Genomic DNA, 13338 nt, shown 5'->3' on the forward strand with positions numbered 1-13338 from the left:
TTAGGCTTGTACGTGACTCAAAATTTCCAAAAACTCCTGCACCACTAGATCCGGTTGTTCGCTGCATCGGGTAGGATCGTAATGTTTGACAAGACTGATGCCAGAATCTATGAAAAGCTGGCACTTTTCATCTTCTGTTGTGTTTGGATGGGATGATTCGCTGTCAATTTTCAGTATCCCTAGCTTGTTTTCGTGGAAGATCAGAAAGTCAGCTTGTTGGTTTTGTCTGCCTGCGGGTGTTGCGAGTCGGAGTTGGGAGTTGGGGATGAAGAGAGTGGAAGTGCGATCGAGTATTTCGGCAATTTTCACTTGTGCGTCGGAGTGAAGGCGAAAACCATTCCAGTTAATTTCGTCTTCAGAGTCAGATAATTCAGTTTCACTATCAGCATTGATTGTTTTATCTAAATCGGTTTGAACATAATCAGCTTCATTTAAATTTGCGAATAATCTAGCTCCACTTAAGTTTGCTCCGCTCAGATTTGCACCGCTGAGGTTAACTTCTATTGTCAGATTTCGCTGTAAATTCACTTGATTTTTTCGTATTTTTCTGTTTATTTTGGGTTCAGGTCGTACTCACTTTTTTCACTTGTGTGGGAGCTTATGCGATCGCCCTCTAGCCCACGTCAAGGTGGTGAAGAAGAACCTCAAAACCTCGAAATTTCGTTCCGGGCGAGCGGGAATAACAAGATTTATTACCGATCGCAATACAGCTAGGATGACGTAAATACGTCGTTAGGGCAGCCCCTGAAGAGGAGCGCACTCAGCTAGCGGGCTGGCGATCTCATCATATTGGAAAACTGTCCGGAGTATTGTCAATGGCAATAGCATTAAGTGGTAGTCCCAAGGATTTCATTTATGGAGGGAGCAGGTTAATGCTTAAATTGTTGCAAAAAATAATGATGGGTGTAAATAATACATCACAAAATACTGACAGACTGATCGGGAAGGCTACAATAGAAATCACCAAAAACACAGTTCAATTTGATTCTGATGTCTATCAGTTTCGTAACGTCACCGGCTTTGGCGTATGCCCTGTTCCGACAGTAAAAGTGCCATCATCATGGATTTGGCTTTCGTTTATCTTTGGAATTTTGATAAACACGAATTTTCCTCAGAATAGTGACAATAGAACCGGAGGAATGTTGATGATAGGATTCGCAATTCTCTCATTGGTATTTAATAAATTATGGCCTCCTAAATATGGTCTTAAATTATACTTGAATTCTGGTTCTCCATTACCAATATTTATCACCAGGGATGTTCCAGGGTTAAAAAATGTAGTTTCAATTTTATATAATTTCATGGAAAGCCATGAAGAAGGTCGTTATGTAGTCTATTCAACCGATCGATCTATCAAAATAGAAGGAAGTGTTGGAGGTAATTTCATAGGAGGTGATTCTAGGGGAGATGTATCAAATAAGAGATGAGGGTGATGCTCTGTTGAACGACATTTAAATTTACAGTCAAAATCAAGCGTCAATTAAACTAGGAGAAAATCATGGAAGAACAATCTAAAAATTATGTTGGAGGCAGTGTTGGAGGCAACTTCATAGGAGGTAATTCTACGGGAAATGTATCAAACATTATCAACCAGTTACCTTCATCCTCTGAAGCCGATAAACCCGGAATCAAAGAGTTACTGCTCCAACTCCAAGACGCAATCGAAGCAGATCCAAATTTAAGTGATGATGACAGGAATGATGCTTTAGAGCAAGTAAAAGATTTAGCTGAAGCTGCTCAGAATCCTAATGATGGGGGAATGAAGGAGAAAGCCAAAAAGGCAGATAGGATGCTCGAACGAATTATGAAAGGTGTACCAAAAGCGACAGAACTACTAGAATTCTGTAACAATCTACTGCCATTGATTACTAAATTCTTTGGGTTTTAGTAAACTATCGCCTTTCAGCGAACAGCCTAATAATTACGATCGCCCTCTCTCACCCCAGCATTCTCTGACAGAGGGCGATCGAGCTTTTTGAAGTGCGCTCCCACGTCCTTGATCACATAAACAGTTCTTTGTCAACATAAACATATTTCCTCAAAACAGTCAGCGGCATCATCTCCCCGCTGCCAAGTAAATCAATTGAAAGCCCATCTCTAATCAATATGTTAAACAATTCCTCGTCGTCTTTTATCAAACTAGCATCTAACTCAATAACTTGACCTTCTTCCCTCATTACCTCCAACAAATCAGAAGTAGATACCTGAAATATTTCCTGATTATTACACCGCGTAGTGAAGCAATTTCCATAACGGCCCGTAGCTTCACTATCAGATATTTCCCATTGCTTTAAGAGATAATTTTGGTCAAAACACTCAACTATTTTTGCAACTCTCAGTTCCAGTTTTTGTTCTGCTTTGCAGCAAAGAGTCACAGCCCATTTTTGACCGATATTATAAGTAATAGCCGACTTTTAAGATTTCATAATGCTTCCGGGATTCAAGTAGAATCTACTCGCTTAATTCGATCCTTATATCCTGTCCTGTCGATCTCTCGCGATATCTCGGCCGGGGCGGGTTTTTGAGATGGTTAATTATTGGCAGGTATTGTTGGTGAACCCGCCCCTACAAGAACTAGGGTAAATTGGTCGAACATAATATTACTTAATCAAATTGTTCGAGGGCGATCACTCCTCCGACTCAGATTCAAAATCCACACGATCGTAAATATCTCCCAACCGCATCTCAAACTCCACACAACTCAATCTCAACACCCCATCAGCACCATCATACTCAGACAAAACCCACTTATTATCATCCGTCTTCACAAACTGTTCAACGTGCATCTCGTATTGATCTATCAAAACATACTCCCTCAAACTAGGAATCGTGCGAAAAAGTTTAAACTTGCCACCTCTGTCATAATCCGCCGTCGATTCCGATAAAACCTCAGCCACCATCACCGCATTAGTAATCGTATCTTTCCTACCCTCCGCAAACTCCAACTTACCCGCCACCAACATCACATCAGGATAAGTATAAACCCGCTTCGACGGTATCCACAAACGCAAATCGTTTATAAATACTCGGTATGGTTGTCCTTTGGTGGCAAAATTTAATGTTCCATAAAAATTGCCAGCGATTTGATTGTGATTCGGTGTTCCGCCTGTCATAGGAATTATCTTGCCATCCTGATATTCGCTTCTAAATTTTGCCCCCTCTTCCAGCATTAAATACTCTTCGGGAGAGTAATAAATCTGTACTTTTTCCTCAACTTTGTCCTCAGCTAATTCTTCGCGGATTTCTGTCAATGCCGTCATAGTAAATCCTCATTTGCTCCTACTCACAATTATAGCCGCATCATCCACAAATCGAAACTACTGCTCACAAGCCCCAATCTTTCGTCTCAATTAGATTCCCCTCAAACTCAAAACCCCGGTTCAAACCATCAAAATACTTCTCAATATTAGGCTTAATCCACAGCGCTGCTTCCCCGTGTCCCAACTCCACAGATCGATCGACTACCTCATACCAAATTGTCAAATCAACTCCCGCCGCTTGCACCGCCTTCAAACAATCCCAAACAAAATTTGGCACCGATACCGGCGACACCGCATACCTCAACAATTCCTCAGCACCTTCTGGCAAAATAATCAGATTGCTGGCAACTACGATCGTACCTATATCTTCTTCCCTTTCCCCCTGCCAATTCACTTCGCCATTTAAAACATAACCCCAAGGTTTCAGAAAATTGTCGATCAGATACTGCAACCATTCGACATAATCATAAAACTTTTCCGCGCCGCTCCACTGAATCCCCCCGCCGTCAGCAGTAGGAATCCACTTACACCACAATCCGGGCTGAGTCTTCGGCGGGCGGTTGTAATTAACAACAGAAACTTCGGAGTCTTCATCCCATTTTTCATTCACAAAATAGCAGCCCTCTTCGCCCACAGGTAAACCCACCGCTGTTCTCGCCGGATCGGGAATACTTTGCAAAATCGCCGAATTTCGCTTCATCCGTCGAGTTCGAGAAAACTCTAATAAGTAAATAGCTTCGCTGTCTAATAACCGTTTGTTTAAATGAAATATTCCGTCAAATGTTGTAGTGTATCCCATGATTTCTACCTATTATAAATGTATGCTTTTTTTGTTTTAAAGACAGTTTATTGTTTGTGGAACGGGCTTCTAGCCCGTTGCTAATCTTGGCACAAAATGTAAGTTTAATCTCGTATGTTCAAATATTATAAAGAACGGGCTCTCCGGCCCGTTCCACAAGAATATTGATTTTTTTGGGTAACGGATTGCAACCCTATTTAGTCTTGTCCAAACTCCGCGACTCCAACCAAATAGGAATTGCAATCCAAGCAACTGCTAACAGCAAAGCAAATACCGCAAATTGAGCAGCCCAAGCTACCAATTTCTCTAAAGACACAACTTGTCCCAAGAAGTAGGATAAACTCACCATTACAGATGCCCAGCTTGCAGCACCCAGAACATTGAACAGCGAAAATTTCCAAAAAGGCATTTCTGCAATACCCGCTAGGGGGCTAGCAAAAATTCGCAGCAGTGCGATGAAACGGCCCAAAAATACGGCTTTAGCTGCATTTTTGCTAAACTGTTCTTTTAAGTCAAACAGTTGTTCTTCTCGAAAGCGGAAAAATTGTCCCAGCTTCAGCAGCAGTGGCCAGCCGCCGTACCTGCCGATCGCATAACCCAAATTTCCCCCCACAGTCGCACCCGCGATCGCACTGCCGAGCACAAACCAGTAATTCAGTTCCCCACTGCCAGCTAAAAACCCGCCAGCAATCGTAATAGTCTCGCCTGGAAGAGGAACTCCCAGATTTTCCAGCAAAATTCCCAGAAATACTGCCCAGTAGCCGTAATCGCGCGCAAACTGCTGAATAGTCTCTAACGATAAAAACTCAAAAGACATTCGATACTGCCTTCGTAAACTTTTGCAAAGCTCAATACATTTATATATTGGCTCGATTCAGCCAATAGTGCAATCTTTCGCTGTGATGAAAAACACACTGTTGTCGCGATCGCTGGCCCCACTAAAAATTAGGCTTTCAGGCATACTAGAGGAATAGAGAATTGTTGCGGTTGCGTTCCGCGCGATCGCCAGCCAGTTTCCTACTAAATTTATCACAACGGCTCTCCCCACCGATTCCCACAAGGGCGATCGCCCATCCTAAAACATACGCGGAAATCCCCTGAGTCTCTCAAGAGAGTCAGCAACTAAACTAACTTATTCATACTTTACGATCGTAGGATAACTGCTATGGAATTTCCCAACTTCAACCAACCCATCGTCCTTCAACCTCACAACTGCCTCGACTCCCAAGCCGGCAGCCTCCTCCAGCAACAGCTAGCCGAGATTGTGCCCGATCGCCACAAACTCTGGGTAATAGACATGGCCGCCGTAGATTTCATCGACAGTTCCGGGCTGTGTGCCTTAGTCGGCGGACTCAACGCCGCCCGCCACCGGGGATGCCGCCTCGTCATCTGCAACCTCTCAGCAACAGTCAGGCTAATATTTGAAATTACTCAACTCGACCAACTCTTTGAAATCTTCGACAGTTTCGAGCAAGTTATCTCCACTGAAACTCCGGCTTTAGTTGCCTGATTAAAATTAGCTGCCCAGTTCAAATCTCAAGTTTCCAATAGACTTCAAGCAACCGCAGAGCTAATTTCAATATCATAAATAGGTTGATTTGTCAAGCAATACCAATGACAAACAAATAAATCCGGCACTTGAACGCCGACAGAAGCGATCGCAGGTGCAGCCGGAAAAGGCCAAAGTCGATCGAAACAAATCCTTTCCCCTACAAACCCGAACTGCATCAAATAAGTCGCTGGCGGCGCATTTAAAAGATTCAGCAAGCGGTAAGCCAACTCATACAACTGCTGTCGCCAAACATCCGACAAATGCACCGGTTGAGAGTAACTCAACTCGCCAGACTGCTTAGAAGGTTCCCCACCAATCACCTCAGCATAGAGTGGGCCCTTTGCCGTCAACACCACAGGCAGCCAAAAATTGCCACCGCCGACGGGAAAAAGCAACTCCTGGGACACTCGATCGCGCGCCGCCGAAACATTGCTACAAAATCGAAACACATCTTGAGCAGGAAAAACCAGAGTTTCGGGTACATCCAGCGTCAAAGGACAAAAGATCGCCCCACCCGGAGCGATCGCGCCAGAATGGAGTTCAGAAACCCCACAGATATTGACTTCAGTTAAAGGATCAGATTGAGCGATCGCCGCCTTGAGACTTGCGGCCGGATCTTTCTCACCACCCGCGACAATCAAAACCTTAGACATTGCCAAAGCTCGGCATTTGAATTCCCCGATCGTCCTCAGCATCGACGCTCGGCAGATCCAAGCCCTTAGCCTTGCGGCTCCGCACCGCGAGACGGTAAGTTACGCTTTGCAACTCAGTGTGCAACTGGCGGTTTTCCTTTTGCAATTGCTCCAACTTTTCCTTAATCGGATCGAGCCGCTCGGCAAACTTCTGGCGGTAAACCCCCGGCAATTCCTGAACCACCTGTTCTAGCATCCGAGAGCGATCCGTCAATTCTTGCACCGACTGTCGCAGTTGGTAAACCTCAGCATCCCGCTCTGCGATTTGTTCCTGATAAAAACTCACCTGTTCTTCAACAGCTTGGAGTTGTTCCCGCATTGCCTGCATTTGAGCTTGGTGGCGATCGGAAACTTCCGGCGCCGGCACAAAATTAGAATTGCCCTTCACCAGCCGGAAAAGTTCTTGAGACAACTGCTGCACCAATTGGTCGCGCATTTGCAGCTCTTCGGTGAGACGAGATACCTCTGATTGCAATTCTTTTGAGCTTACAAGTTTAGTTTGATTCATAAAAATGCTCCTCGGTAAGTGGGAAAATCAGAGGCTTGAGCCCTGAGAGGTAAATAACACGGGCGGTTTCAATATATTCGACGGAGTTTATCCTGAGCGAAGCCGAAGGGCGAGCGTGACCACCGCCTTGAATCCGCTTTCCCCTCCGGCGAGGGGTAGAGGGGTATAATTACCCCTCTGTGGAGATATGGTTATCTCCGGCTCCCTTTCGGGGTAATGTTCGCTTCGCCAATGTTATAAGAGCTTGTTAAGCTTGCAGCACTGCCTCAGTGACCTTAAGGCTGTTTAACTACAAGCGACAGAGCGGAAAACTAGCGTCGCATTCAAGGAGTGTCATGACCCAAATAACGTAGACCTCTAAAGTCTTAGGCTGGTCAGTACAGCTTGCTCAATCAGTCGCGACCAAGCTCAGTCCCTTTAGGGCTGGGTTACTGACAATGACTCTCAGCTTTTACGATTAAATCTAGTATATATCTGCTATTTAGAATATCTTTCCATTAGCACAGAGGCAAGAGGCACTTGGCAATTTTTGAGCTGGTTGCGAGAGTTTGATGCTCGATCTTTACCACAACCCAGGCGATGGATCAACCGTTCGAGAGATCAACGCTCAACTCCAATCTCATTAATCGCAGCCGAAAGCACTTTGCCAGCTTCGTCCACGGTGCTGCCAAAACAGATAATGCCGTCCTCGTGACCGGCCATCGCCAGAATTTTGCGCTCCGCCAAATTCTCCTCCTCAAAAAGTCTAAACATTTCTAAGGCCATCTGGGGAGTGCCGTAAGGTATTTCTTTTCTAGTAGTAGGAATCTTAAACAGCATTTGCTGCCATAGCTTAGGATTGTGGACGTGAATAATCGCGCCCACCTCCTCTCTCTGAAGGTACAGGGCCCCGTGAGTCAGGGACTCCGACGAAGCTTGTACGGGGCCCCGGCAGCCGAGGAAATTTTGTTCTAAGTTAAATTCGGTAACAGTACAGTAGAATTCTGGTCCCAGAGTTTTCAAGTGTGCAGTCTGGGTTCCCGAAATCACGAATTGGCCTGAATTGCCGAGTCTGACGCTGACGTTGCCAAACCCTATGCCATTTTCGTAGACGCCAATTAATCCCCAAGCGTGGAGCCGATCGCGCCAGTCCATCAGATCTGCTATGTTCCGGGCAGCTACAGGGTCTGCTTCTTCCCAGTCACAGCGGTACTTAACGACTCCTTCATCCATTTTTTTGTTTGATCAGACACGACTCTGACACGACAGACATGGCCCAAGCTGAGACTTAATCGAAGTTATCAAGAAGTTGTCAAACAGCTTTTTTTGCCTGCTGCCTTATGTCTCGGTGCATAAGTGCCTTAACTAATCTACATTCCAGTGTCGCCGTAATTAGCGACCGACATTAGCAAAAAGTAAGCTAGGAAAGAAGAACCAATTATTTCCAAAATCATGATTTAGCCTCTCGGTTATTACAAAAGTTCAATGTGAAAATGTACCCTTTCAGTCGGGGAGTTTGATTCTAGGCTTTTGCCCGATCGAGTTTCTGATGTGAAACTACATAACATCCCTGAATCGCTTATTGTTCTATACTACAGCATTTCTACTGAGTTTACTTCTAACTTAAGAAATATTTAAGGATAAAGTACCCTTAATCCGGTAAGTCCGGTAAAAAGCAACCGTAGATTTACTTATTTTTTATAATTGTACATATATTTAAGCAAAAAGCAAGCGGAACACAAAAATTTTTTTTTAGCCAGTCTGGGACGAACTGGCACAATCTTCGGCTGCTCTACGTTAGTCAACACCTATGTCTATCGAGCAATTTTTAGCTCCGGGGCATCCTACAACCTTAGAAACCGGGTTGAGCGTAATATCATGTCGGGTAAAATCACCGCAACGCCAGCTCGCGTCGGCGGGTTCACCAAAATCTGTAGTATTAGTATAAGTTATAGATCCCCTAAACCCGCGCCTACCTAGAGGGGGATAGTCGATCGACCGAACCTGATATAAGTCCTATTAAGAAAAAAACAAGCCGATCGAGCAGTGAGGGCCCGATCGGCTAAATTTTTCTGTGAAGCGCGATCGCCCCAGCCCTTTAAATGTGGAAGTGATACAAGATGCTGCCGTCGTCTTTAATTTCGCAATTGGCATTAAAGACTTCAGCTTGTTGGTTCAAAAAACGCTGAGCCACATCCGGCGACAGCCGCGTCTCCATCGCAAACCGCACCAGAGTGATTTCGCCCCGGCCTTCTTTGATCAGTCGGTACAAAGCACTTTGGAGCCTTTCGCTCTCTTCTCGTTGAAAAGCTGCTTTGTACCTCCAATCCGCCACCGAAGGAATCAAACCGCGGCTGACCAAAATCGCCAACAGCAAGCCAATTCCCAAAATCAGAGGCACTGTCGGATCGCTCGTGGGCGTCGCCACAATTTGTGGCACTGTAGCAGCGGCCAAACTGCTAACCATTTCTTTTTCCGACGCTTGCGTATCCGCCATTGCAAGCTGAGTTTTGTTGTAAAAGTCTTGCTGAAGCTTCATTTGCTGCAACAGGCGAGCGCGCTCTCTTTCGTATTGGTCGAGTTTTTGCTGAGCTTGTTTCAGGTCTTGAGTGACTTGTGCCAAGCGTTGGTTGAGCGACTGATTGACTGATTGCCACCGATATCGGTTAATCAGGCGGCTTTTTTCAACCATGCCCTTCATCAACATATCCGCCGTTTGGATTGCTTGCTGCTGATCGAGCGAGCGATACCCAACCACAATTTCTAGGGGTTGTTCCGCCTTAGAAATCTTGACACTAGCATTTTGTCGAACTTGCTGGGGCGAGAGCTTAACTGCATCTGCCACTGCTTTGACAACATTATCTGCTAGGAGAACCTCCGGGGTGAGTTGCTCTCCCTGCTTGAGAATTGTCGTGCCCGTGGTCGAAAATTTGACGGGCGGATTATTAGAAGTGAGAGTGCCTTGAGCCATGAATCCGGGGGGCGGGGCGAGGCGGTAGGCCAGGGCGCCTGAAATACCCATAATTACAGCAAAACTGCCTAGGGCAATCCATCTGTATTGATTTGCTGAAGATCTAAAACGTAAATTTCCCATTTTGATAGTCAAGTCATAACATTCGCTTGCCGCAGCTACTGCCAAACGCCAGAGCGATCGTTTCTTTCTGGTTAGTCCAATTGACTGCTGAAAATTTTCTCAGTTTGTACCTAAAAGCTATTAGCTTTTGAGAGTTGTCAATATTCATGAGCCCAAAAAACCGATCGCGCTTTTATTTGATCCGAGCTATAACTTCAGTTTTTGTCCTTAATAATTAATCTGTAACAAGGCTTCTGGAAGTCTACTGGCCTCAGACTAGCACTCAGGCGTGCGAGAGCCTCGCCTCCCCGTGTTTGTTGACATTCAAAACTGTCTCCTTTTCACCCTTGGCAATCCTCCAATTATCTTACGTCTTGGCGTCTTGCGGACGCGGTTGAAGAATAAAAAAAACCTTAAATACTGTGCCTAAAAACTTAACAAGCAAGAATTATACCATGCAGTTAAGAGTTTGCTGCATATTAAAAAAAATTGTGGATCGGGCCGCGAGACCAGATCCACATATTCACATAACAATTATGGTTCGATCGGTTGATGGTTCGATCGAGCTCACAAGGGCAAATGTTCAGAAGCCGATCGGCAAAATAAGACCCTCGCGGGCCATGACAGCCTTCGGAAAAGCGATTTGCACGTCTTCGGCGATGCGATCGAGAAAATCGTCTGTATGAGCCGGATCGTGGTGAAAAATCACCACTCGTTTCACGCGGGCCTCCTTAGCCATTCTCACCGCTTCCTGCCAAGTCGAGTGTCCCCAACCCACCTTCGGAGACTTGGGGTTGTGATATTCCTCGTCTGTGTACATCGCATCATAAATCAGCACATCAGCGTCGAGGGCTAAATTGTAGACATTCTCATCTAGCCGATCGGGAAAATGTTCAGTATCCGAACAGTAAACAACAGATCGTCCCTGCCAAGTCACCCGATATCCCATAGCAGTATTGGGGTGATTCAGAGAACCCGTCCTAATCTCAATATCGTCCAGCATCATCGTCTGGTTGTGATTGAGTTCGTAGAAATTCAAATCTGCCTGCAAACCCATCAGCGGTATCGGCGAATTCGAGTGGAGCACCCGTTCGACGAAGTGCCTTTTCATGCAATCTCCATCCGGCGGAGTCGCCCCGTAAATATCAAAGCTATTGCCGCGGATAAAAGCTGGGGCGAACAGCGGGAACCCTTGAATGTGATCCCAGTGATAGTGAGTAAAAAACATATAAGCTTGCACAGGCATTTCTTGCACCAACTGGTCTCCCAGCATCCGCAAGCCTGTTCCGCCGTCAAAAATCAAGCGTTTGCCAGCGACGCGCATTTCCAAACAAGAAGTATTGCCGCCGTAGCGAACAGTTTCCTGTCCGGGTGTCGGAACACTGCCCCGCACGCCCCAAAACTGTACTACAAAATCATCTATACCTTTTATTGATTCGGAGGGTTGAGGGCAATCAACGGGAGTTGCCGCTACTGAGGACAAGCTGATTTCCATTTTAAAATTCAGGCTTTAAGGTTCCACATTGTCCGTGATGGCGCAGCAGATGATCGCACAACACTAAAGCTACCATCGCTTCCACCATTGGCACAGCTCTTGGCAAAACACAAGGGTCATGCCGTCCCTTGGCAGCCAGCAGCGTTTCTTCGCCTTCTCGGGTAACTGTGCGCTGCTGCTGGCGAATTGTCGCAGTCGGCTTGAATGCCGCCCGCAAAATGATATTTTCGCCGTTAGCAATGCCACCCTGAATTCCGCCAGAGCGATTCGTCACTGTACGAATTACACCCTTATCATCAGTATAGTATTCATCATTATGTTCGCTGCCCTTGAGCAGAGTCCCGGCAAACCCCGAACCAATTTCAAAGCCTTTGCTGGCGGGCAAGGACATGATGGCTTTGGCCAAGTCGGCTTCGAGTTTGTCGAATACGGGCATTCCCAGCCCTTTGGGTACGTTGCGGGCGACGCATTCGACTACACCGCCGATCGAATCTCCACTGTCGCGAACTTTTTCGATCAGTTCAATCATCCTTTCGGCACATTCGGCATCTGGACAGCGGACGATATTGCTTTCTACTTGTTCTAAGGTAACAGTGTCCGGGTCGGCTACACATTCTAAGTCAAAAATGCGTTTGACGTAGCCGACTATTTCGACTCCTGCTGCTTGTTTGAGAATTTTTTTAGCGATCGCCCCTGCTGCTACTCTACCTATAGTTTCCCTCGCCGAACTTCTGCCTCCGCCTTCCCAGTTACGAATTCCGTATTTTGCGTCGTAGGTAGCATCAGCGTGAGAAGGGCGGTAGGTTGTCGCCATTTCTGCGTAGTCTTGGGGGCGAGTATTTTGATTGCGGACTAAAATTGCGATCGGCGTTCCCAGAGTTTTGCCTTCAAACACCCCCGACAGAATTTCGCAGGTATCTGCTTCTTTGCGGGGCGTAGTAATTTTGCTTTGGCCAGGGCGGCGGCGATCGAGTTCGGCTTGAATTTCCGATGCGTCGATCGACACCAGGGGCGGGCAACCGTCAATTACTACTCCGACACCGCCGCCGTGAGATTCCCCAAATGTCGATATCCGAAATAAATGCCCAAAGGTATTGCCCATTATGCTTTGCCCTGAAACTTGATAATTTTTAGCTTAAATGGAATAGAGATTTACTGTATTTATGAAAAATATACCATTGACGAGTAGGCGACCGGCGATCGCCCCACAGCATCACTCCCTTCCCACCCCTAGAAGAATATCTACCAGGGAGAGAGGGAGAGACAGAGAATAGGAGATATCTGGAAACACACTTAAATTCATCCGTGTATCCGTGTCCGAATCCGTGTTGTGCCTTCCTTCTTCTTTAGTCTTCGTGTTCTTCAAAAGGATCTCTCAATTCCTTAGCGGGAGGGCCGAAAGCCGTGTAGATCGAGAAACCGGTGATAGCCACCAGACACACGCCCAGTGAAATGCCAAGAACTGCTGCAGGTTCCATATTTTTGATCGATTATGAGTGCTCCACTCTATAATATTACAAAAAATAACAATCCGTCTGAAAGTCTCGTGATTTTAGGCGCTGTACGGTATGGCAGCCAACCCCCACTCCCCGTTTTCCGAGTCCCCCGGCAGCATTTCTGAGAAATTGCGATCGCAATTAGCGGTAGAAATATGTCAAACTTTTCTGTAGAGATTCATTGCAGGTGACTTATGGCACAACGGACTTGGTTAGGAGATATACTCAAACCCCTTAACTCGGAATACGGCAAGGTAGCCCCCGGCTGGGGAACCACGCTATTGATGAGCGTGTTCATTGGACTGTTTTTCGTGTTCTTGTTGATTATTTTGCAAATCTACAACTCTTCACTGATTCTGGAGAGTGTGGATATGGATTGGTCGAGTCTCGGCCGCTAAAAATTGATCGCAAAACAGTAAGGCTAAAAGTAAAAGCTGAGGGTTGAGGAGAAAGGGCAAAAGCTAAGTTTTCCCGTTTTTCCTTA

General features: G+C 46.0%; 17 protein-coding genes. 4 read left to right on the forward strand and 13 right to left on the reverse strand.

The genetic code is table 11. The annotated features are described in order from the left end of the window. Complete coding sequence (locus QUB35_RS10620) at nucleotides 1–528, reverse strand: pentapeptide repeat-containing protein (protein ID WP_333141896.1); 528 nt, start codon at nucleotides 526–528, stop codon at nucleotides 1–3. 287 nt (nucleotides 529–815) lie between these two features. On the opposite strand from QUB35_RS10620, the gene QUB35_RS10625 reads away from it, so the two are divergent. Beyond that, on the forward strand, nucleotides 816–1427 hold the full coding sequence (locus QUB35_RS10625; protein WP_333141897.1) for a hypothetical protein: 612 nt from the start codon (nucleotides 816–818) through the stop codon (nucleotides 1425–1427). Nucleotides 1428–1498: 71 nt separating this feature from the next. After that, nucleotides 1499–1888 (forward strand): hypothetical protein, encoded by a 390-nt coding sequence (locus tag QUB35_RS10630; RefSeq protein WP_333141898.1) that lies wholly within the window; start codon nucleotides 1499–1501, stop codon nucleotides 1886–1888. 112 nt (nucleotides 1889–2000) lie between these two features. On the opposite strand, the gene QUB35_RS10635 is transcribed toward QUB35_RS10630, so the two are convergent. From QUB35_RS10635 to QUB35_RS10655, 5 genes are all read right to left on the reverse strand, one after another. Then, nucleotides 2001–2375 carry a hypothetical protein gene (locus tag QUB35_RS10635; protein ID WP_333141899.1) on the reverse strand — a complete coding sequence of 125 codons (375 nt, stop codon included), beginning with the start codon at nucleotides 2373–2375 and terminating at the stop codon, nucleotides 2001–2003. A 252-nt stretch (nucleotides 2376–2627) separates the two neighbouring features. Next, nucleotides 2628–3260, reverse strand: coding sequence for a Uma2 family endonuclease (locus tag QUB35_RS10640; protein ID WP_333141900.1), 633 nt, complete (start codon nucleotides 3258–3260; stop codon nucleotides 2628–2630). 64 nt (nucleotides 3261–3324) lie between these two features. Beyond that, the gene (locus QUB35_RS10645) at nucleotides 3325–4059 is read right to left on the reverse strand and encodes a hypothetical protein (protein ID WP_333141901.1); all 735 of its coding nucleotides are present in this window, start codon (nucleotides 4057–4059) and stop codon (nucleotides 3325–3327) included. Nucleotides 4060–4252: 193 nt separating this feature from the next. Next, nucleotides 4253–4876 (reverse strand): DedA family protein, encoded by a 624-nt coding sequence (locus QUB35_RS10650; RefSeq protein WP_333104443.1) that lies wholly within the window; start codon nucleotides 4874–4876, stop codon nucleotides 4253–4255. Nucleotides 4877–4933: 57 nt separating this feature from the next. Further along, nucleotides 4934–5092 carry a hypothetical protein gene (locus tag QUB35_RS10655; RefSeq protein WP_333141902.1) on the reverse strand — a complete coding sequence of 53 codons (159 nt, stop codon included), beginning with the start codon at nucleotides 5090–5092 and terminating at the stop codon, nucleotides 4934–4936. A gap of 132 nt (nucleotides 5093–5224) precedes the next feature. Here QUB35_RS10655 and QUB35_RS10660 point away from each other — a divergent pair, with 132 nt between their 5' ends. After that, nucleotides 5225–5569: an STAS domain-containing protein gene (locus tag QUB35_RS10660; RefSeq protein ID WP_333141903.1), complete on the forward strand. Its 345-nt coding sequence runs from the start codon at nucleotides 5225–5227 to the stop codon at nucleotides 5567–5569. Between the two features lie 44 nt (nucleotides 5570–5613). Here the strand turns inward: QUB35_RS10660 and QUB35_RS10665 are convergent, their stop codons facing one another. From QUB35_RS10665 to psbN, 7 genes are all read right to left on the reverse strand, one after another. Next, nucleotides 5614–6264: a hypothetical protein gene (locus QUB35_RS10665; RefSeq protein ID WP_333141904.1), complete on the reverse strand. Its 651-nt coding sequence runs from the start codon at nucleotides 6262–6264 to the stop codon at nucleotides 5614–5616. Then, nucleotides 6257–6811, reverse strand: a complete 555-nt coding sequence (locus tag QUB35_RS10670; RefSeq protein WP_333141905.1) for an Npun_F5560 family protein — start codon at nucleotides 6809–6811, stop codon at nucleotides 6257–6259. The genes QUB35_RS10665 and QUB35_RS10670 overlap by 8 nt, the downstream gene beginning before the upstream one ends. 600 nt (nucleotides 6812–7411) lie before the next feature. Further along, nucleotides 7412–8023, reverse strand: coding sequence for a class II aldolase/adducin family protein (locus tag QUB35_RS10675; RefSeq protein WP_333141906.1), 612 nt, complete (start codon nucleotides 8021–8023; stop codon nucleotides 7412–7414). An 865-nt stretch (nucleotides 8024–8888) separates the two neighbouring features. Beyond that, nucleotides 8889–9812 carry a hypothetical protein gene (locus QUB35_RS10680; RefSeq protein ID WP_333141907.1) on the reverse strand — a complete coding sequence of 308 codons (924 nt, stop codon included), beginning with the start codon at nucleotides 9810–9812 and terminating at the stop codon, nucleotides 8889–8891. 634 nt (nucleotides 9813–10446) lie between these two features. Continuing rightward, nucleotides 10447–11358, reverse strand: a complete 912-nt coding sequence (locus QUB35_RS10685) for an MBL fold metallo-hydrolase (protein WP_333141908.1) — start codon at nucleotides 11356–11358, stop codon at nucleotides 10447–10449. Nucleotide 11359: 1 nt separating this feature from the next. Further along, the gene (aroC, locus tag QUB35_RS10690; protein WP_333141909.1) at nucleotides 11360–12460 is read right to left on the reverse strand and encodes a chorismate synthase; all 1101 of its coding nucleotides are present in this window, start codon (nucleotides 12458–12460) and stop codon (nucleotides 11360–11362) included. Between the two features lie 244 nt (nucleotides 12461–12704). After that, nucleotides 12705–12836: a photosystem II reaction center protein PsbN gene (psbN, locus tag QUB35_RS10695; protein WP_190742515.1), complete on the reverse strand. Its 132-nt coding sequence runs from the start codon at nucleotides 12834–12836 to the stop codon at nucleotides 12705–12707. A 212-nt stretch (nucleotides 12837–13048) separates the two neighbouring features. Between psbN and psbH the strand changes: the two genes are divergently transcribed. Continuing rightward, a complete protein-coding gene (psbH, locus tag QUB35_RS10700; protein WP_015176007.1) occupies nucleotides 13049–13252 on the forward strand; it encodes a photosystem II reaction center phosphoprotein PsbH in 204 nt (67 codons plus the stop codon). Nucleotides 13253–13338: the final 86 nt, after the last annotated feature.

It is taken from the genome of Microcoleus sp. B13-B6 (genome assembly GCF_036705405.1).
Classification (GTDB): Bacteria; Cyanobacteriota; Cyanobacteriia; order Cyanobacteriales; family Microcoleaceae; genus Microcoleus.

What these genes read in the sequence shown, in the direction of transcription:
- QUB35_RS10650 (WP_333104443.1), bottom strand. Translation starts at nt 4,876, where the DNA reads ATGTCTTTTGAGTTTTTATCGTTAGAGACTATTCAGCAGTTTGCGCGC.
- QUB35_RS10665 (WP_333141904.1), bottom strand. Translation starts at nt 6,264, where the DNA reads ATGTCTAAGGTTTTGATTGTCGCGGGTGGTGAGAAAGATCCGGCCGCA.
- aroC (WP_333141909.1), bottom strand. Translation starts at nt 12,460, where the DNA reads ATGGGCAATACCTTTGGGCATTTATTTCGGATATCGACATTTGGGGAA.
- QUB35_RS10625 (WP_333141897.1), top strand. Translation starts at nt 816, where the DNA reads ATGGCAATAGCATTAAGTGGTAGTCCCAAGGATTTCATTTATGGAGGG.
- QUB35_RS10630 (WP_333141898.1), top strand. Translation starts at nt 1,499, where the DNA reads ATGGAAGAACAATCTAAAAATTATGTTGGAGGCAGTGTTGGAGGCAAC.
- psbN (WP_190742515.1), bottom strand. Translation starts at nt 12,836, where the DNA reads ATGGAACCTGCAGCAGTTCTTGGCATTTCACTGGGCGTGTGTCTGGTG.
- QUB35_RS10680 (WP_333141907.1), bottom strand. Translation starts at nt 9,812, where the DNA reads ATGGGTATTTCAGGCGCCCTGGCCTACCGCCTCGCCCCGCCCCCCGGA.
- QUB35_RS10660 (WP_333141903.1), top strand. Translation starts at nt 5,225, where the DNA reads ATGGAATTTCCCAACTTCAACCAACCCATCGTCCTTCAACCTCACAAC.
- QUB35_RS10685 (WP_333141908.1), bottom strand. Translation starts at nt 11,358, where the DNA reads ATGGAAATCAGCTTGTCCTCAGTAGCGGCAACTCCCGTTGATTGCCCT.
- QUB35_RS10670 (WP_333141905.1), bottom strand. Translation starts at nt 6,811, where the DNA reads ATGAATCAAACTAAACTTGTAAGCTCAAAAGAATTGCAATCAGAGGTA.
- QUB35_RS10645 (WP_333141901.1), bottom strand. Translation starts at nt 4,059, where the DNA reads ATGGGATACACTACAACATTTGACGGAATATTTCATTTAAACAAACGG.
- psbH (WP_015176007.1), top strand. Translation starts at nt 13,049, where the DNA reads ATGGCACAACGGACTTGGTTAGGAGATATACTCAAACCCCTTAACTCG.
- QUB35_RS10675 (WP_333141906.1), bottom strand. Translation starts at nt 8,023, where the DNA reads ATGGATGAAGGAGTCGTTAAGTACCGCTGTGACTGGGAAGAAGCAGAC.
- QUB35_RS10640 (WP_333141900.1), bottom strand. Translation starts at nt 3,260, where the DNA reads ATGACGGCATTGACAGAAATCCGCGAAGAATTAGCTGAGGACAAAGTT.